Raw genomic sequence first — 24,324 nt, 5'->3', positions numbered from 1 at the left:
ACCGATCCGGGGCCTCACCTTCGGGTGGGGCCCTTTTTTTCTATGCGGCGCGAAGGTCCACTGCGTCCTCGGCCGCCGCTGCCAGCAGCGCCCGGCGAAGCTCCTCGGCCTCGCCGACTGCCAGTTTCCGGCCGGCGCCGTTGGTGACGTAGAAGGTATCGACCGCACGTTCGCCATAGGTGGCGATATGCGCCGAATGGACGTGGTGCCCCTGGCTGTGGATCGCCAATGCGAGCCGCGCCAGCAGTCCGGCGCGGTCGCGCGCCTTGACCTCGATCACCGTCGTCCGGTTCGACGCGCGCGGGGCGATCACGACCGATGGCGCGATCCGGAACGCGGCTTGGCGTCGAGCGATCGGCGAAATCGCCGGGAGGGTCGGGAGCGTCTCGCCGCCAATCGCTTGCTCGACCGCGCGCGCCAATCGGCCGCGCATCCGCTGGTCGCCATAGGCACGGCCCTGGCCGGTCAGGACGACGAGATTATCGAGCGCCAACCCATCGCGCGTGGTGTGGATTCGCGCATCGACGATCGACGCGCCCGCCGCCGCCAGCCCGGCGCAGATGCGATAGAATAGTCCGGGCCGGTCGGGCGCGAACACGCTCACTCGGGTCGCCGCCAGCTCCGGCTCATCAGCGACGCTGACGCTCGGCGCGATCTCGCCGACCTGTGCCTCGGCCTCGGCGATCTGGAGCGCGTTGGCGCGCTGCCAGTCGATCGGCTCGGCGATCCAATAGCTGTCGGGCAGCCGCCGTGCGTGCGCTCGGAACGATGCCGCCGGCCAGCCCAGTTGCGCGCGCAGCTCGTCCTGCCGCGCGGTGACCGCTTCGCTCCGCCCGCGCTGCTTGTGGCCGAGCCGCAATTTCTCCTCGGTCGAATCGTACAGCTGGCGAAGCAGCCGCCGCTTCCAGTCGTTCCACGTGCCAGGCCCGACCGCGCGGGTGTCGACGACGGTCAGGATCAGCAGCAGGCGGAGCCGCTCGGGGCTCTGCACGGCGTTGGCGAATTCGGTGATCGTGGCCGGATCGCTGAGGTCGCGCCGCTGTGCCGTGCGGCTCATCAGCAGATGGTGGCGCACCAGCCAGGCGACGGTCTCGGTCTCCGCTTCGTCGAGCCCGAGCCGCGGGCAAAGCTCGAGCGCGATCTCCGCCCCGATCTCGCTATGGTCGCCGCCGCGGCCCTTGGCGATGTCGTGCAACAGCACCGCGACATAGAGTGTCCGGCGCGATCCCAATTGACGGAACAGGGCGGTCGACAGCGGATGATCCTCGGCCATTTCACCGCGCTCGATCGCCGCGGTCAGCCCGATCGCCCGGATGGTGTGCTCGTCGACCGTGTAGTGATGGTACATGTCGAACTGCATCTGCGCGACGACCCGGCCGAAGTCGGGCACGAAGCGGCCGAACACCCCGGCCTCGTTCATCCAGCGCAGCACCAGGTCCGGCTGGGCTCGGCTGGTCAGCACCTCGAGGAACAAGGCATTGGCCTCGGGGTCGTCGCGCACCCCGTCGACCAGCCGCACGCTGCGCGCCGCCGAGCGCATCGCCGCCGGGTGGATCTCCAGCCCCTCGCGGGCTGCCAGCGCAAATAGTTCGATCAGCCGCTGCGGCCGCTCGGCGAGGAAGCGCTCGTTCGGCACCGACAAACGCCCGCGGTCGAGGCAGAAGCCGTTGAGCTTGCCCGGCCTGCGGCGGAACGTCGGCAGGGCAAAGCGCCGCCCGCGTGCCCCCAGCCGATCGTCGATCTGGGCCAGCAGGATCCCGGTCAGGTCGCCGACCGCCTTGGCCTGCAAGAAGTAGAATTGCATGAACCGCTCGACCGCCGACTTGCCCGGCCGGTCGGCGTAGCGCAGCGCGGCGGCGATCTCGCGCTGGTGGTCGAAGCCAAGCCGCTCCTCGGCGCGGCCGGCAATCAGGTGAAGGTGGCAGCGTACCGCCCACAGGAAACGCTCGGCGCGCTCGAACCGCCGCTGCTCGGCCGCGCTCAGCAGTCCCGCCTCGACCAGCCCGGCGCTGCTGTCGATCCCCAGCGCCGACGCGGCGATCCAGCGCAGCGTGTGGAGATCGCGAAGCCCGCCCTTGCCGTCCTTGATGTTGGGCTCAACGACATAGCGGCTGTCGCCCATGCGCCGGTGCCGCTCATCGCGCTCGGCCATTTTGGCCGCGACGAACGCCTTGTCGTGGGTTCCGACAAAGGCCCGCGCGAACTCCGCCCAGGCCGAGTCGAACAGCGCCTGGTCGCCCCAAATCCATCTGGCCTCGAGGAAGGCCGTACGGATGGTGAGATCCTCGCCGGCCAGCTGCATCAGCTCACCCGGATCGCGCACCGCATGGCCGACCTTCCAGCCGAGTTGCCACAGCATCCCGAGGATCGCCTCGATCCGGCTCGCACAGGCGCCGTGCGCGCCTGGGGGCACGAGGAACAGCAGGTCGACATCGCTGTACGGCGCCATTTCGCCGCGTCCGGTGCCGCCGAGGCCGATCAGCGCCAGGCTGTCGTCTGTTTCCCCAACGGCCGTGAGATCCATGGTCAGTCGCAGGATCTGGTCGGCGAGATAGGCCATCGCCGCTGCCGCCCTGCGCCCGCGCGCCGGAGCAATCGCAAGCCGCTGGGCAATCTGTGCGCGACCGTTGCGAAGCGCCGCGTCGAGCAGGCCCGCTTGAGCGTCGCCATCCAGGCCCATCATTCGCTCGGCCAGCGCCCGCCGGTCGATGATCGCGCGCCGCTCCTCGATTAGCTCGAAGCGCGGCCTGATCATCCGCCGCGCTCGCTCGCCAATTGCTTCAACCGGTAAATCGCCTCGAGCGCTTCGCGCGGGCTCAAACGGTCGGGCTCGATCTCCGCCAGCGCATCGGCCACCGGATTGCTCGCCGGCTCGCTCGGGATCGCGGCGGCGAACAGCGGCAGGTCGTCGAGCCCCGCGGCGATCCCGCCGGTCGCCTCGCGTCCCTTCTCGAGCTTGGCCAGCACCTCCTTCGCGCGGGAGACCACCGCGGCAGGCAGCCCGGCGAGCCGCGCCACGGCAATCCCGTAACTGCGGTCGGCCGCCCCCTTGGCCACTTCGTGCAGCAGGACCAGATCGCCCTTCCATTCACGCGCCCGGACATGGTGCAGCGACAGCCCGTCGAGCCGTCCGGCGAGCCTGGTCAGCTCGTGATAGTGGGTCGCGAACAGGGTTCGCGCGCGGACCGTGTCGTGCATCGCCTCGACCACCGCCCAGGCGATCGCCAATCCGTCATAGGTGGAGGTGCCGCGCCCGATTTCGTCGAGTATCACCAGGCTGCGCGAGGTCGCCTGCGCCAGGATAGCGGCCGTTTCGACCATCTCGACCATGAAAGTCGAGCGGCCGCGCGCCAGATTGTCCGAGGCTCCCACACGGCTAAACAGGCGATCGACGATCCCGATCCGCGCCGCCGCGGCGGGCACGTAGCAGCCGGCCTGGGCGAGCAGCACGATCAGCGCCGCTTGCCTGAGGAAAGTCGACTTGCCGCCCATGTTGGGGCCGGTGATCAGCCACAGCCGGTCGGCCGGCCCGAGCGCAACGTCGTTGGCGACGAACCGCTCGCCGGTCTCGCGCAGCGCGCGCTCGACCACCGGATGGCGCCCGGCGCTGATCTCCAGGCACGGCTGATCCTCAAGCGCCGGCAGGCACCAGCCGTCCACGGCGGCGCGCTCGGCATTGGCCGCGGCGACATCGATCCGCGCCACCGCATCCGCGGTCTCGGCGATCGCCTCGCGCCGCTCGACCGCCAACGCGGTCAGTCGTTGAAGGTGCGCGGCTTCCGCTGCCAGCGCGTGCGCCCCGGCCTCGACGACGCGCCCCGCTTCCTCATGCAGGTCGGGCGAATTGAACCGGACAACTCCCGCCAGCGTCTGGCGATGCGCGAAGCCGCTGTCCGGCGCCATCAGCCGGTCGGCATGCCGCGCCGGCACTTCGATATGATAGCCGAGCACCGCATTGTGGCGGATCTTGAGCGCCGCCACGCCGGTCGCCTCGCGATAGCGCGCCTCGAGCGCGGCGATGGCCCGCCGGCCGTCACTCGACGCCTCCCGCAGGGCATCGAGCGCGGGGTCGAAGCCCGTCGCAATATAACCGCCTTTCGCCGCCTCGATCGGCGGGCTGTCGACCAGCGCCAGCGCCAGCCGGTCGGTTAAAGCGGCATGGCCGCCGAGCGCCGGCATCATTTCCTTGAGCAGATCGGGCAGCGGCCCACCGCCGTTCCATTGATCGCGCAGCGCGGCCGCAGCCATGAGCCCGTCGCGCAATTGCGCCAGGTCGCGCGGTCCGCCGCGCCCGGCCACCAGCCGCCCGAGCGCCCGGCCGATATCGGGCATCGCCTTCAGCGCCTCGCGCACCCGCGCACGCAGCGGCTGCTGATCGTGGAAATGCTGGACCAGCGCCAGCCGCCGCTCGATCGCCCGGCGCTCGGTCAGTGGCGCGGACAAATCGCTGGCAAGCATCCGCCGTCCTGCCGCCGTGACGCAGCGGTCGACCTCGTGCCACAGGCTGCCCTTCACCTCGCCGCGCGCCGAGCGGCAGATCTCGAGGCTGTCGCGGGTCGCCTGGTCGATCCCGACATGCGCGTCGCGCGCCACGCGCCGCGGCGCGGCCAGGAACACGCCCGAGTCTTTCTGGGTCGCGTCGAGATAGGCCAGCAGGCCCCCCGCCGCCGCCAGCTCGGCGCGGCTCAACTCCCCGAACCCGTCGAGCGTGGCGACCGCGAACCGCGCCTTGAGCGCCCGCTCGCCGCCGGCGCTGTCGAACCCGCCCTTGCCCGGCCGCGCCGCGATCCCCGGGACCGTGCCGTCGCAAATCGTCTCGGCCGGATCGATCCGCGCCAGTTCGCTCTTCAGTTCGCCGAAGCCGCAGCGCGTGATCTCGAACCGACCCGTCGAGATGTCCGCCGCTGCGACCGCCCATTCCTCGCCAGCCCGGGCCACCGCCGCCAGCCAGTTCGCTGCGGCCGGCGCCAGCAGCGCCTCCTCGGTCAGCGTCCCGGCAGTAACCAGCCGGACGATCGCCCGCTCGACCAGCGCCTTAGATCCGCGCGCCCGCCGCGCCTCGGCCGGGCTTTCGATCTGCTCGGCGATCGCAACCGCGAAGCCGCCGCGGATCAGGCGCGCCAGATAGACCTCGGCCGAATGGACCGGAACGCCGCACATCGGCACCGGCTCGCCGCCATCGGCGCCGCGCTTGGTCAGCGCGATGTCGAGGCACGCCGCGGCGGCCTTCGCATCGTCGAAGAACAATTCGAAGAAATCGCCCATCCGGTAGAACAGCAGGGCATCGCCGGCCTCGGCCTTGAGCGCATGATATTGCGCCATCATCGGCGTTACCTTGCCGCCGGTCTCGTCGCTTCGGGCCATCGCTTCCCCTGCTAGCCCCAAAGCTTCGCCCAAGCGAGGGTGACTCATCGCTCCAAAGGCCGCTAAAGCGCTGCCGCAAGGGAGAGCGCTTTGAGCGAAAGCAACGTCAAATTCACCCGCGACGAGGCGATCGATTTCCACGCCCGCGGCCGGCCCGGCAAGATCGAAATCATCGCCTCCAAGCCGATGGCCACCCAGCGCGACCTCAGCCTCGCCTATTCGCCCGGCGTGGCGATCCCGGTCGAGGAGATCGCCGCCGATCCGGATCGCGCCTACGATCTCACCGCCAAAGGCAATCTCGTCGCGGTCATTTCCAACGGCACCGCCATCCTTGGCCTTGGCAACCTCGGCGCGCTCGCTTCGAAGCCGGTGATGGAAGGCAAGGCGGTGCTGTTCAAGCGCTTCGCCGACGTCGATTCGATCGACCTTGAGCTCGACACCGCCGACGCCGACAAGTTCATCGAGGCGGTGGCTTTGCTCGAGCCGAGCTTCGGCGGGATCAACCTCGAGGACATCGCTGCGCCGGAATGCTTCATCATCGAGCAGGCGCTTAAGGAGCGGATGAACATCCCGGTGTTCCACGACGACCAGCACGGCACGGCGATCATTACCGCCGCCGGGCTGATCAACGCCTGCCACCTCACCGGGCGCGCGCTCAAGGATATCAAGGTGGTGGTCAACGGCGCCGGCGCGGCGGCGATCGCCTGCACCGAATTGATCAAGTCGATGGGTGTCCGCCACGACCACGTCATCATGTGCGACCGCTCCGGCCCGCTCTATCCCGGCCGCGACAAGATGGACCAGTTCAAATCGGCCCACGCCGTCCCGACCGAGGCGCGCAGCCTGGAGGAGGCGCTGAAACGTGCCGACGTGTTCCTCGGCCTCAGCGCGGCGGGAGCGCTCAAGCCCGAAATGGTTGCCGCCATGGCGCCCCAGCCGATCATCTTCGCAATGGCCAATCCGGTGCCCGAGATCCTGCCCGAGGAGGCGCGCGCGGTACGTCCGGACGCGATCATCGCCACCGGCCGCTCGGACTATCCGAACCAGGTCAACAACGTCCTCGGCTTCCCGTTCATCTTCCGCGGCGCGCTCGACGTGCGCGCGACCGGCATCAACGACGAGATGAAGATCGCTGCCGCCGAAGCGCTCGCCGCGCTGGCGCGCGAGGCGGTGCCGGAGGAAGTCGCCTCGGCCTATGGCGGGACCGCCCACCATTTCGGGCTCGACTACATCATCCCCGCGCCGTTCGATCCGCGGCTGATCGAGATCGTCCCCGTCGCCGTTGCCCGAGCGGCGATGGACAGCGGCGTCGCGCGCCGCCCGATCCGCGATTTCGAAGTCTATCGAAGCGAGCTTCGCAAGCGGCTCAATCCGACCGCTTCGGCGCTGAGCCTGGCATTCGAGGCGGCCAAGGCCAATCCCAAGCGCGTGTTGTTCGCCGAAGGCGAGGAGGAGAACGTCCTGCGCGCCGCGATCGCCTTCAAGGAGGGCGGCTACGGGGTGCCCGTGCTGGTCGGTCGCGAAGACGTCCACGACCGGCTGCGCGCGCTGGGAGTCGACGACGCCGAAAGCTACGAGGTGCTCAACAGCCGCAACTCGCCGCTCGTCGACCGCGCCGTCGAGCATCTCTACAAGCGCCGCCAGCGCCACGGCATGCTGCGCCGCGAGGCCGAGCGGATGGTCAACATGGACCGCAACATCTTCGCCACCGCCATGCTCGCGCTCGGCGAGGGCGACGCGATGATCACCGGCACCACCCGCCCGTTCAGCCAGTCGCTGCGCGAGGTCCGGGTCGTGCTCGACGAGGAGAACGGCACCGAACCGTTCGGAATCAACGTCGTCGTCGGGCGCCAGCGCACGATCATGATCGCCGACACCGCGGTGACCGAGCGCCCGACCGCCGAGCAGCTCGCCGCCATCGCCATCCGCTCGGCCGCCTTCGCCCGCCGCATGGGCCAGGACCCGCGGGTCGCGTTCATCAGCTACACCACCTTCGGCAATCCGCCCGGCCGCCACATCGCCGAGCTGCGCGACGCGGTGAAGCTGCTAGACACGCTCGTCACCGATTTCGAATATGAAGGCGAGATGGGCCCGGACGTCGCCCTGACGTTCGACATGCAGCGCAAATTCTACCCGTTCAGCCGGCTCACCGGCCCGGCCAACATCCTCATCATGCCGGGCCTGCAATCGGCCAACATCTCGGCCAAGCTGTTGCGCGCGCTGGGCGGCGAAAGCGTGCTCGGCCCCTATCTGCTGGGCATGCCGCTGCCGGTCCAGATCGCGCCGATGACCGCCGCCTCGTCCGACCTCGTCACCCTCGCCGTGCTCGCCGCCGGCGGCGCCGACTCGATCCGCAAGCCGAAAGCGCGGAAGGCCTAGAGCCGCTCCGCGCTCGACACGCTGTCTGCCGAGCGCAGCGCGGCCAGCAAGGCGTGGAGGTGGGCGAGGTCGTCGACCTCGACGTCGAGGTGGAAGGTGTGGAAGCTGCCGTCGCGGTGGACCAGCGCCAGGTTGACGATATTGGCCCGCTGCGCGCCCATCATCCCCGCCATCTCGCCCAACGCCCCGGCGACGTCGCGCAGGATGACGCACAGCCGCGCCCGACCGCCCTCGCTCTCGTCGCCCCACGCCAGGTCGAGCCAGTCGGCATCGATCCCGCTGGCCAGCCGGTCGCAGCCGATGACGTGGACCTCGATGCTCTCGTCCTCGCGCCTCAGGCCGACGATCCGGTCGCCCGGGATCGGGTGGCAGCAATCGGCGAGATGAAAGGCGACGCCCGGCGTCAGCCCCTTGATCGAGATCGCCTGGCGCTGCGCCGGCGGCCGCCGCGCGGTGTCGCCGCCGGCCGAGCCCGGCATCAGCGCCTCCATCACTTCCTCGTCGCGGATGCGCTTGCGGGCGATCGCCATCATCAGCGCTTCGCTGTCCTCGAGCTTGAACTTCTTGACCGCCCGGCCGAGCGCTTCTCCGGCCAGCGGTGCCGGCAGCCGCCCGACGATCTCGTCATAGATCTTGCGTCCCAGCTCGATCGTCTCGTCGCGCTCCTTGTGGCGCACGAAGCGGCGGATCGACGAGCGCGCCTTGCCCGTCGCCACGAACCGTAGCCAGCTCGGCTGCGGGTGCTGCGCCTCCGACGCGAGGATTTCGACCTGGTCGCCATTGTCGAGCAGCGTGCGCAGCGGCACCACCCGCCCGTTGACCTTGGCGCCGACCGTGCGGTCGCCCAGATCGGTGTGCACCGCATAAGCGAAATCGACCGGAGTCGCGCCCTTGGGCAGCTGGATCAGCTCGCCCTTGGGAGTGAACGCGAAAATGCGATCCTGGTACATCGCCATGCGCGTATGCTCGAGCAGCTCCTCGGGGCTGTCGGCGTGCTCCAGGATCTCGACCAGCTCGTCGACCCACGGCACGTGCAGGTCGGCGGCCGGCTTGCCTTCCTTATAGGCCCAGTGCGCCGCAAGCCCGCGCTCGGCCTGGGCGTGCATGTCGCGGCTTCGGATCTGGACCTCGATGCGCATCTTCGAATCGTGGATGACCGACGTGTGCAGGCTTCGGTAGCCGTTGCGCTTGGGCGTCGAGATGAAGTCCTTGAACCGCCCCGGCACCATTGGCCAGCGCTCGTGGATGTGGCCCAGCGCGCGGTAGCAATCCTCAACCTTGTCGACGATCACCCGGAACGCCATCACGTCCGACAATTGCTCGAAGCTGATGTGCCGCTCGGCCATCTTCTTCCAGATCGAAAAGGGGTGCTTCTCGCGCCCGGTGACCTCGGCGTCGAGACCGTGGTCGGCGAGATGGAGCTGCAGGCCCAGCCCGATACGGCTGACCAGGTCGCCGCCGGCCGCGTGGAGCTGGTTGAGGCGCCGGGTGATCGAGGCGAACGCGTCGGGCTCCAGCTCGCGGAACGCCAGCGTCTGCATCTCGGTCATCATCTCGTACATGCCGATCCGCTCCGCCAGCGGGGCGTAGATATCCATCGTCTCGCGCGCGATCCGCCGGCGCTTGTCCTCATTCTTGATGTGATGGAGCGTGCGCATGTTGTGCAGCCGGTCGGCGAGCTTGACCAGCAGCACGCGGATGTCGCCCGACAGCGCGAGCAGGAACTTGCGCAGATTCTCGGCCTGGCGCTCGTTCTCCGACTGCGCCTCGATCTTGCTGAGCTTGGTCACCCCATCGACCAGCCGCGCCACCGATGTCCCGAACAATTTCTCGATCTGCTCGGGGGTGGCGACCGTGTCCTCGATCGTGTCGTGGAGGATGGCGGTGACGATCGTCTCGTCGTCGAGCTTCAGATCGGTGAGGATGCCGGCGACTTCGATCGGATGGCTGAAATAGGGGTCGCCCGACGCCCGCACCTGGGCCCCGTGCGCCTTCATCGAGAAGACGTAGGCGCGGTTGATCAGCGCCTCGTCGGCGTCGGGGTCGTAGGCCCTTACTCTCTCGATCAGCTCATATTGGCGGAGCATGGCGACCATGTGGGGGGAGACGCCCCCTTACCGCAAGTGCGAAAAGGGACGGCCGCTCGGCCGCATTGGCCGAAGGACCGCCCCTGACGGGCCCGGCGAGGAGGGGAGGGAGCCGGGCGCGATCGCCTCGCCGTGGGTCGGCGAGGGGAGAAATCAGTTGGCGTTGGCGACCGCCTGGCCGCCGCCGGCCTTGCCGTTGCACTTGGCCAGCTCGGCCGCGCTCAGGGGGCGGCCGTCGGCGGTGAAGCTGGCGATCGGGCCGACCTTCTTGGCCAGCGCCTGGCACAGCACCACCGGGCGGCTCTGGTCGGTGCGGCCGACGAACGCGCCGCCGGCGAAATTCCACGCGACGTCGCGGGTCACGACCTTGGCCGGCTGGCCACCGGCGACCGGCTTCGCGGCATAGGTGCCGGCCGTGGCGGGGGCGGCGACGAGTGCGGCGACGAGGGCGATCGAGGCAAAGCGAGTCATGGGCGGCTCCATCATATTTAAGTTGCGGAGAGCAACCCATCTAGCGATACCAGTCCTCATTCGCAACTGTTATTTTCGGTTCCGCTGTGTCAATGAAGACCAATGGAGTTCTTGCGTTGAACCGGCACATGCTGGTCGAACATCCCGATATCGAGGCCTTTCGCCGGGCCGCGCTGACCTGTCCCTTGCCCCCCGCGGTCGAACTGATCGGCGAGCGCTGGGCCTTCCTCATCCTGCGCGGGGCGCTCAACGGCCTCCAGCATTTCGAACAGTTCCAGGCCGGTCTCGGGATCGCCCGCAACATCCTCTCCAACCGGCTCAGCCGGATGGTCGAGGGCGGCATTCTCGAGCGCCATCCCGACCCCGACGACCGCCGCAAGGTGGTCTATTCGCTGACCGCCAAGGGCGAAGCGCTGCTGCCGGTGGTACTGGCGCTGCGCCAATGGGGCGAGGATTGGGGCCACGGCAGCCAGGACATCGTCCTCGCCGACACCCGCGACTGCAAGCCGGTACGCCGAATCAGCGTCCAGGCCCATGACGGCCGGCCGCTCCAGCTCAACGATCTGATGTGGCTCGACGTCTCGACCGGCACCGAGCTCCGCCGCGGTGCCGAGGGACTCAAGAAAAAGGCGGCTGGTTAAGCCGCCTTTCCTTACTCATATTCGCTGGCGCTCGGGGTCGGGCGCGGCGGCGCGGCGGCGGTGAGGCGCAGCGCCTCGGCCGATTCGCTCAAGCTCGCCAGCTCGTCCGTCTCGTCGTCCTCGTCGACCCGCACGCGCTGCAGATTGCCGACGATCGCTTCCTCGAGGTGCTTGGGACGAACCGTCTCCTCGGCGATCTCGCGCAGCGCGACGACCGGGTTCTTGTCGCGGTCGCGGTCGATGGTGAGGTCGGCGCCGCCCGAAATCTGGCGCGCCCGCTGCGCCGCGAGCAGCACGAGGTCGAACCGGTTCGAAACCTTGTCGACACAATCTTCAACCGTCACGCGCGCCATGGGTCGCTCCGCTTAATATCTGGCCCTGCTGGGAAGGCGGTGCAGATAGGCAGCAGGCCTCGCAAAGTCAATCGCGGCGCCGCCCGGCCCCTGCCTTGCGCCGCGCGCCACGGCCCGCCACAGCAAGGGCGATGAGCGCCGCCCAAGCCCCGATCGACCTCCAGGTCGCCGGCAACCGACTGCGCCTGCTGGCCGGTGGGGTCGAGCGGTTCGACGCCCTAATCGGCATGATCGAGGCCGCGACTTCCTCGATCCGCCTCCTGTTCTACATGTTCACCGAGGACGATGCCGGGCGCCTCGTGCTCGACTCGCTGATCCGCGCCGCCGCGCGCGGAGTCGACGTGCGCGTTCTGCTCGACGAGTTCGGCAGCGGCGCGATCCGCCCCGCCTTCCTCGATCCCTTGTCGGAGGCCGGCGGCCACCATTGCATCTTCCACCCCAAGATCGGCCGCCGCTACCTCATCCGCAATCACCAGAAGATGATCGTCGTCGACGACCGCGCGGCGATCATCGGCGGTGCCAACATCAACGAACATTATCTCACCGACATCGGGCCCCAGCACTGGCGCGACATCTGGCTCGCGGTCGACGGACCGGCGGTCCCCGAGCTCGGCGACTATTTCGACGCGCTCGAGCGCTGGGTGCGCGGTCCCCGGCCGCTGATCCGCAAGCTCCGGCGGATCATTGCCCGCCACAGCCGCGGCAGCGGGCCGCTCGCCTGGCGCTTCAGCGGGCCGATGCGCAAGCACAACCCGTGGCCGGTCCAGATCGTCAAGGACATCCTCGGCGCGCGCCGCCTCGACATCGTCGCGGCCTATTTCTCGCCGTCCCGCGCGATGCTCCGGCGGATCGGCGGAGTGGTCGAGCGCGGCGGCAGCGCGCGGCTGGTGACCGCCGCCAAATCCGACAATAATGCGACCATCGCCGCCGCCCGCTACACCTACAATCGGCTGTTGAAGCGCGGCGTGCGGGTGTTCGAATATCAGCCCGCCAAGTTCCACACCAAGCTCTACATCGCCGACGACATCGTCCACATCGGCTCGGCCAATTTCGACTTCCGCAGCATCTATCTCAACCTTGAGGTGATGCTCCGCATCGACGACGCCGCCTTCGCCGCCGCGATCCGTTCCTTTGTCGACGGCGAGGTCGCCGATTCGCTCGAGATTACGCCCGAAATCCACGCCCGGCGCGCGACCGGCTGGCGGCGCTTAAAATGGGCGGTGTCGCATTTCCTGGTGACGTCGATGGATTACACCGTCACCCGGCGGATGAATTTCGTCGACTAGGCCTTGGCGCCCGCCGGCTCGCGCCACGCCCAGAACAGGGTCGCCGGCGGCACGTTGATCCACTCGAAACCGCGCTCGATGCGCTCGAAGAAGGGCGCGATGAATTCGCGCACCTTGGGGCTGAACTGATAGACCAGGAAGGCGCCGCCCGCCCGGATCGCGCGCGACGTCGCCGCTCCGATTTCCTCGCCGACTCCCGGCGGAAGGGTCGAGAACGGCAGGCCCGACAGCACGAAGTCGGCGTGCGCGAAGCCGTGCTCGGCGATGATCCGCTCGACCTCTGCGGCCGATCCGTGGACCGCGATCAGCCGCGGGTCGGGGATGGTCTTGCGCAGATAGGAGATGAAGTCGGGATTGGTGTCGATCGCGATCAGCCGCGCATCGGGGCCGAGCCGGTCGAGGATCGGGCGGGTGAAGGTGCCGACCCCCGGCCCATATTCGACGAACAGGCGAGTCTTCTCCCAGTCCACCGGCGCCAGCATCTTGTCGATCAGCACCCGGCTCGACGGGATCACCGATCCGACCATCACCGGGTTCTTGAGGAAGCCGCGCAGGAACTGCCACTTCGGCGAATTGGCCCGGTGCGCCACGCGGCGGACGAACCGGCGCGGGCCTTTCAAGGTTCGGGCGGACGGGGTGGACATCATTGCTCCGGCGACGTGATGGGGGCTCGCGTTGGCAAATGCGCGGGGCCTTGTCCAGTTGCACGCGCCGCTTTGCGAACGCGGCAGGCCGGCCCTAGAGCGCGGCCATGCAATGGATCGCCGAGCGCAGGGGAGTGGGCGGGACGGCGATGCGCCGCGGCCATTTCCTGCTGCTTTACGCCGCCATGCTGCTCGCCGCCTCGGGCAACACCGCGGTCCAGTCGGTGATGCCGGCGATCGGCCGGGCGATGGCCATCCCGGACGTGTTCACCGCCATCGCCTACACCGTCTCGGCGGTGCTGTGGGTCGTTCTTGCGCCGATGTGGGCGCGGGCCAGCGATCGCCACGGCCGCAAGGCGCTGACCCTGCTCGGGGTCGGCGGCTTCGTCGTCTCGACCCTCCTGTGCGGACTCGCGCTCGAGGCCGGGCTGAGCGGCCTGGTCGGGGGGATCGCGGCCTTCGTGCTGTTCGGGATTGCACGCGGGATCTACGGCGCGCTCGGCTCGGCGACCCCCAGCGCGACCCAGGCCTATCTCGCTTCGCGCACCCGCCGCAGCGCGCGAGTCGCGGCCTTGTCGGCGCTCGCCTCCAGCTTCGGGCTCGGGACGATCATCGGCCCGGCGATGGCGCCATTGTTCGTGCTTCCGTTCGTCGGACTGCCGGGGCCATTCTTCGGCTTCGCCATCATCGGCCTCGGCGTGTGGCTGGCGATCTGGCGCTGGCTGCCCGACGACACCCGCCCGCGCCGCGGCCGCCGTTCGGGCCATGGCGCGGCGATGAGCTATCCGTCGATCGCCACTCCGACGACCGGCGCCAGCGTGGTCGCCGCGACCGCCCCGCGCGGCCTCCAGCCGATGCGCTGGACCGACCGCCGGATCCGCCGCTGGATCGTCGCCGGGGTCGCCGCCGGCCACGCCCAGGCCGCCGTGCTGACTTATCTCGGCTTTCTCGTCATCGACCGCCTGGCGCTTGCCCCGGTCGGCTCGGAAGGCCCGATCGCGATCGTGCTGATGGCCGGCGCCACGGCCACGCTCGCCGCGCAATGGGGCATCATCCCCCGCCTCGCGATCGGCCCGCGCGCGCTGGTCGCCGGCGGCGCGCTTATCGCCGCGCTCGGCTTCGCGGTGCTCGCCGCCGCCGCCGACCTCTACGGCCTGGTGGTCGGCTTTGCGCTCGCCAGCCTCGGCTTCGGCCTCACCCGCCCCGGCTTCACCGGCGGCGCCAGCCTCGCCGTGTCGCTCGCCGAACAGGGCGCGATCGCCGGCATCATCACCGCCGCCAACGGCATCTCCTATGTCGCCGCGCCGACCCTCGCGATGCTGATCTACGCGCTCGACCCCGACCTGCCGTCGCTGCTGTGCGCCGGCGGCCTCGTCATCCTCGCCATCTGGGCGTGGCGCCGGCTCTAGGTCTTGCCCTGGTCGCGCCCGCGCGGCCGGAGCATGCCCGGCGAAACGAAGCCGATCCCGCCGACCGGCTTCACCGCGTCCGATTTCAGCGTGTCGCGAATGCGCGCATAATCGGCCAGCATCTCCTCGGTCACCGATGCGCGCGTCTCGCCCAGCGCCTTCTCGAAGTCGGCCATCGTCACCGCGCCTTCGTGCAGGTCGCGATGGAGCGCGGTGAGCCCGGCGCGGCGGGTCAGATCCTCAAGGTCGGCACCGGTGAAATTCTCCGTCCGCCGCGCCAGATCCTCCAAGTCGACATCGTCGGCCAGCGGCATGTTCTTGGTGTGGATCGCCAAAATCCGACGGCGCCCGGCGGTGTCCGGCGGGCTGACGTAGATCAGCTCGTCGAACCGCCCCGGCCGAAGCAGCGCCGGGTCGATCAGATTGGGCCGATTGGTCGCCCCGATCAGCACGACATTGTTGAGCTCCTCGAGCCCGTCCATCTCGCTCAATATCTGGTTGACGACCCGCTCGGTGACCTGCGGCTCGCCCATCCCGCCGCCGCGCACCGGCACCAAACTGTCGAGCTCGTCGATGAAGATCACGGTCGGCGCCACCTGCCGCGCCCGCGCGAACAGCCGCGCGATCTGCTGCTCGCTCTCGCCATACCATTTCGACAACAGGTCGCTCGACTTGGTGGCGATGAAATTCGCCTCGCTCTCTCGCGCCGCGGCCTTGGCCAGCATCGTCTTGCCGGTGCCCGGCGGCCCGTACAGCAGGAAGCCCCGCGCCGGGCGGATGCCGAGCCGGCGGAACGCGGCGGGATGCTTGAGCGGCAATTCCACGCCTTCGCGCAGCTTGTCGCGCGCCTCGTCGAGCCCGCCGACGTCGTCCCAGCCGACGTTGGGCATCTCGACCATCACTTCGCGCATCGCCGACGGCTGGACCCGCTTCAGCGCATTATCGATGTCGTTCTGCTCGACCGACAGCGCATCCAGGATTTCGGTCGGGATACTGTCCTGCGACAGATCGAGCTTGGGCATAATCCGCCGCACCGCTTCCAGCGCCGCCTCGCGTACCAGCGCGGCCAGATCGGCGCCGACGAAGCCGTAGGTGCGCCGTGCCAGTTCGTCGAGATTGACGCCCTCGGCGAGCGGCATGCCGCGCGTGTGGATGGCCAGGATTTCGCGCCGTCCCGTCTCGTCGGGCACGCCGACGATGATCTCGCGGTCGAACCGCCCCGGCCGGCGCAGCGCCTCGTCCAGCCCCTCGGGCCGGTTGGTCGCCGCGATCACCACCAAATTCTGCCGCGGCTCGAGCCCGTCCATCAGCGTCAGCAGCTGCGCCACCAGCCGTTTCTCCGCCTCGCCCGAAACCTGGCTGCGCTTGGGCGCGATCGAATCGATCTCGTCGATGAAGATGATCGACGGCGCGGCCTTGCTCGCCTCCTCGAAAATCTCGCGCAGCTTCTTCTCGCTCTCGCCATAGGCGCTGCCCAGCACCTCGGGCCCGGCGATGTGGAAGAATTGCGCCTCGCTCTCGTTCGCCACCGCGCGCGCCAGCCGGGTCTTGCCGGTCCCCGGCGGCCCGTGCAGCAGCACCCCGCGCGGCGGGTCGACTCCCAGCCGCTGGAACAGCTCGGGGTGGCGCAGCGGCAGCTCGACCATCTCCCGCAGGGCGTCGATCGTGTCGCCCATTCCGCCGAGATCGTCGTAAGTCACGTCGGCGCGCCGCTCGCCCTTCACCTTGGCGGTGAACTCCGGCAGCAGCTCGACCGCCGTCTCGGGCCCGATGTGCACGATCCCCTTGGGCGAGGCGGAGACCACCGTCATCCGCACTTCCTGCAGCGAAAAGGCCGGCGCGTTGAGCAATTGCCGGATGTGCTCCGGCATGTCGGCATTGACCCGCTGGTGGCCGGCGGTGGCGACGGTATCGCCTTCGCACAGCGGCCGGCCGGCGAAGCTGCGCTTCAGCGCCTCGGCCGATCCCTGGAGCCGGATATTGTCCTGCGCCGGCGCGAACACCACGCGCGTCGCCGGCTTGCTCGTCGCCTTGCGGACCTCGACGAAATCGCCCGAGCCGACCCCCGCATTGGCGCGCTGCAGGCCATCGAGGCGGATGATCTCCAGCCCGGCGTCGTCGTCATACGGCCGGATCGCGCGCGCGCCGGTGCTGCGCTTGCCGACGATCTCGATCACGTCGCCCTCGTTGAGCCCGAGCTCCTTCATCAGCGCCAGCGGCAGCCGCGCCACGCCGCGGCCGCTGTCGCCCGGCGCCAGATTGGCGACCTGCAGCCGGGTCAAGGTTTCCGCATCCGCCATCGACGATCCTCGAATTTGTGTGAACAGGCCCGGCCCCGGCCGGACGAACGGAAGACCCCCGCTCGAGGTTCAATATGGCGGCGCATCCGCGCGATAAAAGAGCGCCCGCGCAAACCCCTGCGCGCGTTGTGTTTTCGTTTACTACAGGGCACACACCGGCGATGCAGCGTCGACTCGCCGCAATCCTGGCTGCCGACGTCGTCGGATATAGTCGCCTGATGGGCGCGAACGAGGTGGCCACGCTGGAGGCGCTGAAGGCGCTCCGCCGCGAGCTGCTCGATCCGTGCATCGCCGAACATAGCGGGCGCACCGTCAAGCTGACCGGCGACGGGACTTTGGTCGAATTCCCGAGTGTCGTCGGAGCGCTCGACTGCGCGGTCGAGATCCAGCGCGACATGCGCGCCCGCCAGGGGGACGTGCCCGACGACCGCCGGATCGAGTTCCGCATGGGCATTCACCTCGGCGACGTGATCGTCGACGACGACGATCTTTACGGCGACGGGGTCAATGTCGCCTCGCGGCTCGAAGCGGTGGCCAAGCCCGGCGGGGTCGCAGTGTCGGCCTCGGTGCGCGACAATGTCGGCACGCGCAGCGACGTCGAATTTACCGACGCCGGGCTGCAGACGCTCAAGAACATCGAAACGCCGGTCCAGGTCTATCACATCGCCATCGGCAGCGGCCGGTCGCGCAGCGCCGGCAAGGACAGCGCTCCAGCCGCCGACGAGCGTCCGTCGATCGCCGTCTTGCCGTTCAACAACATGAGCGACGATCCCGGCCAGGAGTTCTTCTCCGACGGCATCACCGAGGACATCATCACCGATTTGTCCAAGGTCAGCGGCCTGTTCGTCGTCGGCCGCAACACCAGCTTCACCTACAAGGGCAAGGCGGTGCAGCTGCAGCAGGTCGCGGCCGAGCTTGGCACCCGCTTCATTCTCGAAGGCAGCGTGCGCAAGGCCGGGGAGCGGGTCCGAGTCAACGCCCAGCTGATCGACGGCGCGAGCGGCGGCCACGTCTGGGCCGACCGCTACGACCGCGACCTGACCGACATCTTCGCCATCCAGGACGAGATCACCCAGGCGATCGTCGGTGAGCTCAAGATCAAGCTCCTGCCGCAGGAAAAGAAGGCGATCACCCAGGCGCCCACCGCCAACGTCGAGGCCTACACTTATTATCTCAAGGGCCGGCAGTTCTTCTTCAATTCGACCCGCATCCTCCTTCGTCTCGCGCGCCAGATGTTCGCCAAGGCGGTCGAGATCGATCCCAATTATGCGCGCGCCTATGCCGGCATGGCGATCTGCGATGCGCGGCTCGAAAACTGGTATCGCGACGTGATCGACACGGATTCAATCCTGGCTGCCGCCGACAAGGCGATCGCGCTCGATCCCAATTTGTCGGAGGCGCATGTCGCGCGCGGAGTCGCGCTCAGCAATCGCGGCGACGTGGCTGGGGCGACGGCGTCGTTCGACCGTGCACTGGCGGCCGATCCCAACAGCTTCGACGCGAACCTCGCCTACGCTCGCTTCCACGTTACGCAAGGCAATCTGGACGCGTCCGTGCCGCTGTTCGAGCGCGCGGTCGATCTCAATCCCGAGGACTGGCAGAGCCCGATGCTGGTCGATTCGGTGCTGATGGCGCTCGATCGCCAGGCGGATGCCGAGCGCTACGCGCGGATTGGGATCAAGCGCGCCGAAGAGGCGCTTCGCCTCCATCCCGAGAATTCCCGCCCGGCCCAATTGGGGGCACCTACTCTGGCGCGGATCGGGGAGCGCGAGAAGGCGATCGACTGGCTCGAGCGGGCGATGTTCATCGATCCCGAAGACCCGATCGTGTCTTACAATGCCGCATGCACCTACACCCAGCTCGGGGAGGTCGACAAAGCTTTCGCCGCGCTCGAGAAATGGGCTGCGAATAGCGGCAGCGAGATGGAAATGTGGCTGCAGACCGACTCGGATTTCGACGTGATCCGCGCCGACCCGCGCTTCATCGATCTGACCGAACGGCTCAAGGAGCGCCGCGCCGCCGCCTAAGATTTGATCGCCGCGGTCACCTTGCGCAGCAGTGCGCGGGGGAACAAGCGGTGGCCTTGCGCGCCGAGCTTGTTGACCAGCCCGGGGATCGCCACCGCGCGGTTGGAGTCGAGCGCCTTCAGCCCCAGCGCCACCACCTCGGCCGAGCCAGCGCTCAGCTTGTCGAACATGCCGTTGCCCTTGAACCCCGCGACGTCGCCGAACTCCGTCTTGGTCGGTCCGGGGCATAGCGCCGTCACCCGGATGCCGCTCGTCCGCACTTCCTCGTGCAGCGCCTCGCTGAAGCTCAGCACGAACGCCTTGGTCGCGAAATAAGTCGCCATGCCCGGCCCCGGCTGGAAGGCGGCGGTCGAGGCGACGTTGAGGATCGCCCCGTCGCCCCGCGCCAGCATCGCCGGCAGCACCGCGTGCGTCAGCTCGACCAGCGTCCCGCAATTCAGATCGATCATCGCCCGCTGCCGCGTGCCGTCGAGCGCGGCGAACTTGCCCCACAGGCCGAAGCCGGCGTTGTTGATCAGGCCCCGCGCCTCCTCGCCGTGCGCCGCAAGGTCCTTCATCAGCCGTCCCGCCGCCCCCGCTTCGCCGAGGTCGAGCGCCACCGCGCGCGCGTTGCCCAGCTCCGTCGCCAGCGCGTCGAGCCGGTCCTTGCGCCGCGCCACCAGCACCAGCCGCTCACCGCGCCCCGCCAGCTGCCGCGCGAAATCGACTCCCAGCCCGGCCGAGGCGCCGGTGATGATCGTGACCATGTTCATCCGCTTGTCCTTTGTTGCGCCTCCGTCATGCTGTATCGCGGGCCGGGGCAGGGGGAAACGCATGAACGGCACACCGGTCGATCCGGGCGAGCGCTCGCACCTCCTCGACGGGCTGCGCGGCTGGGCCCTGCTCGGCGTCCTCGCCGCCAACATGGTCGGCTTCATCGGCTTCGGCATGATGGACGAGGCTCAGCGCGCCGCGGCCCTCGGCGCCCGCTTCGACGATCTCGCCGAGCTGCTGATCGAATGGCTGGTGGTCGGCAAATTCTATTCGATCTTCTCGCTCCTGTTCGGGATCGGCTTCGCCATCCAGCTCGGTCGGCTCGAGGCGCGCGGCGAGGGCGCCGGCCGCTATCTCAGGCGGCTCGCCATCCTGTTCGGCTTCGGCCTCGCCCACCTCCTGCTGCTGTGGATGGGCGACATCCGCGCGCTCTACGCGCTGATGGGCATGGTCCTGCTGCTGTTCCGCAGGTCCGCCGACCGCACCCTGCTCATCTGGGCGGCGGCCCTGTGGCTCGCGCCGATCGCCTGGTCGGTAATGATCCACGCCGGCGGCCTCGATCCGTCGCGGCCGCTGTTCGGCGCCGGGATGTCGGCGCTTCGGGCGGCCGGGATCGACCCCGACCAGTCGCCGCTCGCTTACTATCGCGACCGCAACTATTTCGAGCAATTCGCGGTCCACGCCCCTGAAATCCTGTTCCGCGTCGCCGACCTCGTCTACCAAATGCGCCCGGCCAAGGTGCTGGCGATGTTCCTCATCGGCCTGTGGGTCGGCCGCCGCGCGATCGCCGCCAACCCCGCCGCTTTCCGCCCCTTGCTCCGCCGCGTCGCCATGATCGGCCTCGGCGCCGGCCTCCCGCTCGCCCTCGCCCGGGTCCTCGCCGAGCCGCTGATGGGCGAAGGCGCGGCCACCGAGATGGTCAGTGAGACGCTCTACTGCCTGTCGACCCCGACGCTCGCGCTGGGCTATGCCGCCGCCGCGGCGCTGCTGTGGGCCGCCGGCCGCCACCGCTGGCTCGACTGGGCCGCCCCGGCCGGGCGCATGGCGCTGACCAACTATCTCGCCCAGACCATCGTCCAGGGCCTGGTCTTCTACGGCTGGGGCCTCGGCCTGCTCGGCCGCTTCGGCCTCGTCTTCGTGCTGCTGTTCGCGCCGGCGCTGTTCGCCGCCCAGGTCGCCGTCAGCCGCTGGTGGCTCGCCCGCTACCGCTTCGGCCCCGCCGAATGGCTGTGGCGAAGCCTGACCTACGGCGCGGCCCAGCCGATGCGCCGTTAGGCGACGACCGCCTTCTCGATCCGCCCCGGATTGGCCACCGGCTCGCCGGTCGGCAGCGCGTCGACATGCTCCATGCCGCTCTCGACCTGGCCCCACACGGTGTACTGGCGGTCGAGGAAGCGCGCGTCGTCGAAGCAGATGAAGAACTGGCTGTTGGCGCTGTCGGGGTTGGAAGTGCGCGCCATCGAGCAGGTGCCGCGCGTGTGCGGCTCGGCGCTGAACTCGGCCTTGAGGTCGGGAAGCTCGCTGCCGCCCATGCCGCTCCCGGTCGGATCGCCGCCCTGCGCCATGAAGCCCGGGATCACGCGGTGGAACGGCACGCCGTCATAGAAACCCTGTTTGGCCAGCTCGCTGATCCGCTCGACATGGCCGGGCGCCAGGTCCGGGCGAAGCTTGATGACGACATCGCCGCCGGTCGAAAGGGTGAGCGTCAAGGTGTCGGCCATGCTGTCGAATCTCCGTTGGGGTTGGCGGCCATGTAGGGGCCTCCCCGCGCTTGCGCCAGAGCCGCCGCGGTCATAGGGACTGCCGCGACGCGTGAAGGGGACCGGCCATGGACGATAGCGAGAACATCGCCGCCCAGCCCTTGCCCTCCGCCGAATATCGCCCCGACCCGATCAAGGACGAGGAGGACCGGCTGACCGGCCCGTTCGTCGCGCGCGTGCTCGATTGCGTCGCCGCCGGCGACAATGACACCGCCCGAGCGCTGGTCGAGCCGCTTCACCCGGCCGACGTAGCCGACCTCATCGAGCTCGCCGCCGCCGACGAGCGCGAGGGCCTGGTCGCGGCGCTGGCCGAGATCGTCGACGCCGACGTCTACGCCGAATTGAACGAGCACGTCCGCGAGACATTGCTCGACGAAATGGCGCCCGAGCGAGTCGCCGAACTGGCCGGCGAGCTCGACACCGACGACGCGGTCGCGCTGATCGAGGACCTCGAGGCGCACGAGCAGCGCGCCGTGCTCGATCGCATGGAGCCCGACGACCGCGCCGCGGTCGAGGAAGCGCTGACCTACGCCGAGGAGACCGCCGGCCGCCTGATGCAGCGCGATCTCATCGCGGTGCCCGAACATTGGACCGTCGGAGCGGTGATCGACTACCTCCGCTCGTCGGAGGAGCTGGCGACCGATTTCTGGGAAATCTTCGTCGTCTCGCCCGATCATCACCCGATCGGCACCTGCAAGCTGTCGACCATCCTGCGCTCGCCCCGCGACCGCGCGGTCGGCGAGCTGATGCAGCGCGAGCAGACCCTCATCCCGGTCGATCTCGACCAGGAGGAGGTCGCGCTCAAGTTCCAGAAATACGCCCTCATCTCGGCCGCGGTGATCGACGGCTCGGGCCGCCTCGTCGGAATGATCACGGTCGACGATGTCGTCCACGTCATCGAGGAGGAAGCGAGCGAGGACACGCTCGCGCTGGCCGGCGCCGGCGAGGGCGACATCAACGAGCCGGTGCGCGATGCCTATAAGGACCGCGTGCGCTGGCTGATCGCCAACCTCGGCACCGCGCTCATCGCCACCCTCGTCATCTCGCGCTTCGAAGCGACCATCGAGCAATTCGCGATCCTCGCCGCGCTGATGCCGATCGTCGCCGCGCTCGGCGGCAATGCCGGCACGCAGGCGCTGGCCGTGACCGTCCGCGCTATCGCCACCAACCAGCTGACCAGCTCCAACCGCTGGCGCACCATCAAGCGCGAGCTCAGCGTCGCCGTGCTCAATGGTGCGACCATCGCCATCCTGCTCGGGCTCGGCGTGTGGGCGGTGCTCGGCAACCGCGATCTTGGCGCGGTCATCGCCGCCGCGATCCTCGTCAACATCATCGTCGCCGGCCTCGCCGGGGTGCTCGTCCCGCTGACCCTCGAGCGGGTCGGCTCCGATCCGGCGGTGGCGTCGAGCGTGTTCGTCACCACCGTCACCGATTCGATGGGCTTCCTCGCCTTCCTCGGCCTCGCCACCCTCGCCGGCCTCGGCGCCTAAAGCCCCGTCACCCCAGCGAAGGCTGGGGTCCACGCCAACCGTTGATGCCCGCTGGCGCCTCATGGGCCCGGACAACGATTTCCATCAGGGGCCTCCCGTACGCCGCTCGAACACCCTATGTCGCTGTCCGTGCCGCTTCATCTCACCAAGGTCGCCGTCGGCTGCGCTAGCGTCGAGGCGCTGAAGAACCGAATCGCCCGCCGCGTCACCCAGTCCGGCGAGGTTCGCGTCCCCACCCGCATGCGCCCGCGTCGCGCCGACGAGCTGCCCGGCGGGGCGCTCCACTGGATCGTCAAGCACCGCATTGTCGCGCGCCAGCAGATCCTCCGCCTCGACGACCGCAGCGACGGCCGCGTCGACATCGTCTGCGCGTCGGAGCTGGTGATCGTCTCGCCGATTCCCAAGCGCGCCCACCAGGGCTGGCGCTATTTCGAGGCGGACGCCGACACCACGCCCGACGACAGCGGCCTCGGCGAGCTCCCGCCGGCGCTCTACGGCCGGCTCGCCGCCCTCGCCCTGGTCTGAGCCTGCGCGGCGGCGCGCTGCTGCCACAGCGGGTCGGTCTGGATCGCCGGGTCATAAGGGGCTTCGACCCCGCCGCCCGCCGCCCTTGTCACCGGCGCGCAATTGCCCTGCCAGTTCGGGCCCGTCCGAAGCCGCGCCACATTCTCGTCGATTTCGGCAAGATCGGCTTTGGTCAGCAGCTTGGTCTGCATGATCTCGCGCTCCAGCTGCGGCGCGGTCAACCGGACCAAATTGAGCCGGTACATCGCCAGCGCAAGCGACTGTCGGATTGCCGCCGCTTCGCCCGACGCCAGCGGCCGCCGCGCCCCGGTCAGTGAATAAAGATGCGCCCAGGCGCGCATTTCCTCGACCACCTTTTCTTCCGCGGTCCGGGCGGTGGCGGCGATATTGGCATGACTCAGCATTTCGTCGCGCGACATGTGGGTCGACACCTCGGTCGCGACCAGGCTGTCCCAGCTGCGCGACGCCCACGGCCGCTCGGGCGGGCTGCCGAAGCGCTGCAGGCCCGGCGTGTGGTCGGGGTCGCGGTCGAGCATGCCCGCCAACTCGCCCAGCCGGGCGCGGATGCAGCCGTCGAGCTCCTTGCGCTCGCGCGCATTGGTGACGATCGCTTTATAGTCCTCGCGCAGCGCCTCGCGCCCGGCGGCCACGTCGCGGTCCCAGCGCCAATTGTCGACTGCCTGCTGTGCGCCGAGCGCGATCAGCACGCCGGCGACGATGATCGCGATCTCGCCCAGCAACCCGCGCCAGCCGTTCGCCGGCCGAAACCCCCGCCACCGCATGCCCTACCCCCAAAGACGAGAGGCTAGCGGCTGCGAGCGCAATCACAAGCGGC

The 24,324-nt window shown here is 69.2% G+C and carries 18 protein-coding genes; 8 read left to right on the top strand and 10 right to left on the bottom strand.

Translation table 11 applies throughout. The features are described 5' to 3' along the window. Positions 1 to 40 precede the first annotated feature (40 nt). Together D0Z60_RS09310 and mutS are read right to left on the bottom strand one after the other, a co-directional pair. Complete coding sequence (locus D0Z60_RS09310) at positions 41 to 2,755, bottom strand: [protein-PII] uridylyltransferase (RefSeq protein WP_240325600.1); 2,715 nt, start codon at positions 2,753 to 2,755, stop codon at positions 41 to 43. Beyond that, the gene (gene mutS / locus D0Z60_RS09305) at positions 2,752 to 5,364 is read right to left on the bottom strand and encodes a DNA mismatch repair protein MutS (RefSeq protein WP_118857977.1); all 2,613 of its coding nucleotides are present in this window, start codon (positions 5,362 to 5,364) and stop codon (positions 2,752 to 2,754) included. The genes D0Z60_RS09310 and mutS overlap by 4 nt, the downstream gene beginning before the upstream one ends. Before the next feature lie 90 nt (positions 5,365 to 5,454). Between mutS and D0Z60_RS09300 the strand changes: the two genes are divergently transcribed. After that, positions 5,455 to 7,743, top strand: a complete 2,289-nt coding sequence (locus D0Z60_RS09300; protein WP_118857976.1) for an NADP-dependent malic enzyme — start codon at positions 5,455 to 5,457, stop codon at positions 7,741 to 7,743. On the opposite strand, the gene D0Z60_RS09295 is transcribed toward D0Z60_RS09300, so the two are convergent. Continuing rightward, positions 7,740 to 9,830: a RelA/SpoT family protein gene (locus D0Z60_RS09295; protein WP_118858531.1), complete on the bottom strand. Its 2,091-nt coding sequence runs from the start codon at positions 9,828 to 9,830 to the stop codon at positions 7,740 to 7,742. The two genes, D0Z60_RS09300 and D0Z60_RS09295, sit on opposite strands and share 4 nt — an antisense overlap. A 153-nt stretch (positions 9,831 to 9,983) precedes the next feature. Beyond that, positions 9,984 to 10,301 (bottom strand): CC_3452 family protein, encoded by a 318-nt coding sequence (locus D0Z60_RS09290; RefSeq protein ID WP_162888179.1) that lies wholly within the window; start codon positions 10,299 to 10,301, stop codon positions 9,984 to 9,986. A 128-nt stretch (positions 10,302 to 10,429) separates the two neighbouring features. Here D0Z60_RS09290 and D0Z60_RS09285 point away from each other — a divergent pair, with 128 nt between their 5' ends. Continuing rightward, the gene (locus D0Z60_RS09285) at positions 10,430 to 10,942 is read left to right on the top strand and encodes a winged helix-turn-helix transcriptional regulator (RefSeq protein WP_118858530.1); all 513 of its coding nucleotides are present in this window, start codon (positions 10,430 to 10,432) and stop codon (positions 10,940 to 10,942) included. An 11-nt stretch (positions 10,943 to 10,953) separates the two neighbouring features. Here the strand turns inward: D0Z60_RS09285 and rpoZ are convergent, their stop codons facing one another. Then, a complete protein-coding gene (gene rpoZ / locus D0Z60_RS09280; protein ID WP_118857974.1) occupies positions 10,954 to 11,295 on the bottom strand; it encodes a DNA-directed RNA polymerase subunit omega in 342 nt (113 codons plus the stop codon). 131 nt (positions 11,296 to 11,426) lie between these two features. On the opposite strand from rpoZ, the gene D0Z60_RS09275 reads away from it, so the two are divergent. Further along, a complete protein-coding gene (locus D0Z60_RS09275; RefSeq protein ID WP_118857973.1) occupies positions 11,427 to 12,581 on the top strand; it encodes a phospholipase D-like domain-containing protein in 1,155 nt (384 codons plus the stop codon). Here the strand turns inward: D0Z60_RS09275 and D0Z60_RS09270 are convergent. Continuing rightward, complete coding sequence (locus D0Z60_RS09270) at positions 12,578 to 13,228, bottom strand: class I SAM-dependent methyltransferase (RefSeq protein ID WP_118857972.1); 651 nt, start codon at positions 13,226 to 13,228, stop codon at positions 12,578 to 12,580. The two genes, D0Z60_RS09275 and D0Z60_RS09270, sit on opposite strands and share 4 nt — an antisense overlap. 104 nt (positions 13,229 to 13,332) lie before the next feature. Here D0Z60_RS09270 and D0Z60_RS09265 point away from each other — a divergent pair, with 104 nt between their 5' ends. Continuing rightward, positions 13,333 to 14,634 (top strand): MFS transporter, encoded by a 1,302-nt coding sequence (locus D0Z60_RS09265; RefSeq protein ID WP_240325599.1) that lies wholly within the window; start codon positions 13,333 to 13,335, stop codon positions 14,632 to 14,634. Here the strand turns inward: D0Z60_RS09265 and D0Z60_RS09260 are convergent. Continuing rightward, positions 14,631 to 16,934 carry a CDC48 family AAA ATPase gene (locus D0Z60_RS09260; RefSeq protein WP_118857971.1) on the bottom strand — a complete coding sequence of 768 codons (2,304 nt, stop codon included), beginning with the start codon at positions 16,932 to 16,934 and terminating at the stop codon, positions 14,631 to 14,633. The two genes, D0Z60_RS09265 and D0Z60_RS09260, sit on opposite strands and share 4 nt — an antisense overlap. A gap of 161 nt (positions 16,935 to 17,095) precedes the next feature. Here D0Z60_RS09260 and D0Z60_RS09255 point away from each other — a divergent pair, with 161 nt between their 5' ends. Further along, a complete protein-coding gene (locus D0Z60_RS09255) occupies positions 17,096 to 18,961 on the top strand; it encodes an adenylate/guanylate cyclase domain-containing protein (protein WP_118857970.1) in 1,866 nt (621 codons plus the stop codon). On the opposite strand, the gene D0Z60_RS09250 is transcribed toward D0Z60_RS09255, so the two are convergent. Beyond that, positions 18,958 to 19,713 (bottom strand): SDR family NAD(P)-dependent oxidoreductase, encoded by a 756-nt coding sequence (locus tag D0Z60_RS09250; RefSeq protein WP_118857969.1) that lies wholly within the window; start codon positions 19,711 to 19,713, stop codon positions 18,958 to 18,960. The genes D0Z60_RS09255 and D0Z60_RS09250 overlap by 4 nt on opposite strands. Before the next feature lie 61 nt (positions 19,714 to 19,774). Here D0Z60_RS09250 and D0Z60_RS09245 point away from each other — a divergent pair, with 61 nt between their 5' ends. Next, complete coding sequence (locus tag D0Z60_RS09245) at positions 19,775 to 20,989, top strand: DUF418 domain-containing protein (protein ID WP_162888178.1); 1,215 nt, start codon at positions 19,775 to 19,777, stop codon at positions 20,987 to 20,989. Here D0Z60_RS09245 and D0Z60_RS09240 read toward each other — a convergent pair. Further along, positions 20,986 to 21,435: a peptidylprolyl isomerase gene (locus tag D0Z60_RS09240; RefSeq protein WP_118857967.1), complete on the bottom strand. Its 450-nt coding sequence runs from the start codon at positions 21,433 to 21,435 to the stop codon at positions 20,986 to 20,988. The genes D0Z60_RS09245 and D0Z60_RS09240 overlap by 4 nt on opposite strands. Positions 21,436 to 21,542: 107 nt before the next feature. Between D0Z60_RS09240 and mgtE the strand changes: the two genes are divergently transcribed. Both mgtE and D0Z60_RS09230 read left to right on the top strand, forming a co-directional pair. Then, on the top strand, positions 21,543 to 22,964 hold the full coding sequence (gene mgtE, locus D0Z60_RS09235) for a magnesium transporter (RefSeq protein ID WP_118857966.1): 1,422 nt from the start codon (positions 21,543 to 21,545) through the stop codon (positions 22,962 to 22,964). A gap of 117 nt (positions 22,965 to 23,081) precedes the next feature. Further along, positions 23,082 to 23,489, top strand: coding sequence for a DUF1489 family protein (locus tag D0Z60_RS09230; protein WP_118857965.1), 408 nt, complete (start codon positions 23,082 to 23,084; stop codon positions 23,487 to 23,489). On the opposite strand, the gene D0Z60_RS09225 is transcribed toward D0Z60_RS09230, so the two are convergent. Further along, positions 23,456 to 24,271, bottom strand: coding sequence for a hypothetical protein (locus D0Z60_RS09225; protein ID WP_118857964.1), 816 nt, complete (start codon positions 24,269 to 24,271; stop codon positions 23,456 to 23,458). The two genes, D0Z60_RS09230 and D0Z60_RS09225, sit on opposite strands and share 34 nt — an antisense overlap. Positions 24,272 to 24,324: the final 53 nt, after the last annotated feature.

Source organism: Sphingomonas mesophila (assembly GCF_003499275.1).
Classification (GTDB): Bacteria; Pseudomonadota; Alphaproteobacteria; order Sphingomonadales; family Sphingomonadaceae; genus Sphingomicrobium; species Sphingomicrobium mesophilum.
Note: the sequence above shows the minus strand (reverse complement) of the source record. Positions and strands in the feature narration are given on the sequence as shown.

What these genes read in the sequence shown, in the direction of transcription:
- D0Z60_RS09310 (WP_240325600.1), bottom strand. Translation starts at nt 2,755, where the DNA reads ATGATCAGGCCGCGCTTCGAGCTAATCGAGGAGCGGCGCGCGATCATC.
- mutS (WP_118857977.1), bottom strand. Translation starts at nt 5,364, where the DNA reads ATGGCCCGAAGCGACGAGACCGGCGGCAAGGTAACGCCGATGATGGCG.
- D0Z60_RS09295 (WP_118858531.1), bottom strand. Translation starts at nt 9,830, where the DNA reads ATGCTCCGCCAATATGAGCTGATCGAGAGAGTAAGGGCCTACGACCCC.
- D0Z60_RS09290 (WP_162888179.1), bottom strand. Translation starts at nt 10,301, where the DNA reads ATGACTCGCTTTGCCTCGATCGCCCTCGTCGCCGCACTCGTCGCCGCC.
- D0Z60_RS09285 (WP_118858530.1), top strand. Translation starts at nt 10,430, where the DNA reads ATGCTGGTCGAACATCCCGATATCGAGGCCTTTCGCCGGGCCGCGCTG.
- rpoZ (WP_118857974.1), bottom strand. Translation starts at nt 11,295, where the DNA reads ATGGCGCGCGTGACGGTTGAAGATTGTGTCGACAAGGTTTCGAACCGG.
- D0Z60_RS09275 (WP_118857973.1), top strand. Translation starts at nt 11,427, where the DNA reads ATGAGCGCCGCCCAAGCCCCGATCGACCTCCAGGTCGCCGGCAACCGA.
- D0Z60_RS09270 (WP_118857972.1), bottom strand. Translation starts at nt 13,228, where the DNA reads ATGATGTCCACCCCGTCCGCCCGAACCTTGAAAGGCCCGCGCCGGTTC.
- D0Z60_RS09265 (WP_240325599.1), top strand. Translation starts at nt 13,333, where the DNA reads ATGCAATGGATCGCCGAGCGCAGGGGAGTGGGCGGGACGGCGATGCGC.
- D0Z60_RS09260 (WP_118857971.1), bottom strand. Translation starts at nt 16,934, where the DNA reads ATGGCGGATGCGGAAACCTTGACCCGGCTGCAGGTCGCCAATCTGGCG.
- D0Z60_RS09255 (WP_118857970.1), top strand. Translation starts at nt 17,096, where the DNA reads ATGCAGCGTCGACTCGCCGCAATCCTGGCTGCCGACGTCGTCGGATAT.
- D0Z60_RS09250 (WP_118857969.1), bottom strand. Translation starts at nt 19,713, where the DNA reads ATGAACATGGTCACGATCATCACCGGCGCCTCGGCCGGGCTGGGAGTC.
- D0Z60_RS09245 (WP_162888178.1), top strand. Translation starts at nt 19,775, where the DNA reads ATGAACGGCACACCGGTCGATCCGGGCGAGCGCTCGCACCTCCTCGAC.
- D0Z60_RS09240 (WP_118857967.1), bottom strand. Translation starts at nt 21,435, where the DNA reads ATGGCCGACACCTTGACGCTCACCCTTTCGACCGGCGGCGATGTCGTC.
- mgtE (WP_118857966.1), top strand. Translation starts at nt 21,543, where the DNA reads ATGGACGATAGCGAGAACATCGCCGCCCAGCCCTTGCCCTCCGCCGAA.
- D0Z60_RS09230 (WP_118857965.1), top strand. Translation starts at nt 23,082, where the DNA reads ATGTCGCTGTCCGTGCCGCTTCATCTCACCAAGGTCGCCGTCGGCTGC.
- D0Z60_RS09225 (WP_118857964.1), bottom strand. Translation starts at nt 24,271, where the DNA reads ATGCGGTGGCGGGGGTTTCGGCCGGCGAACGGCTGGCGCGGGTTGCTG.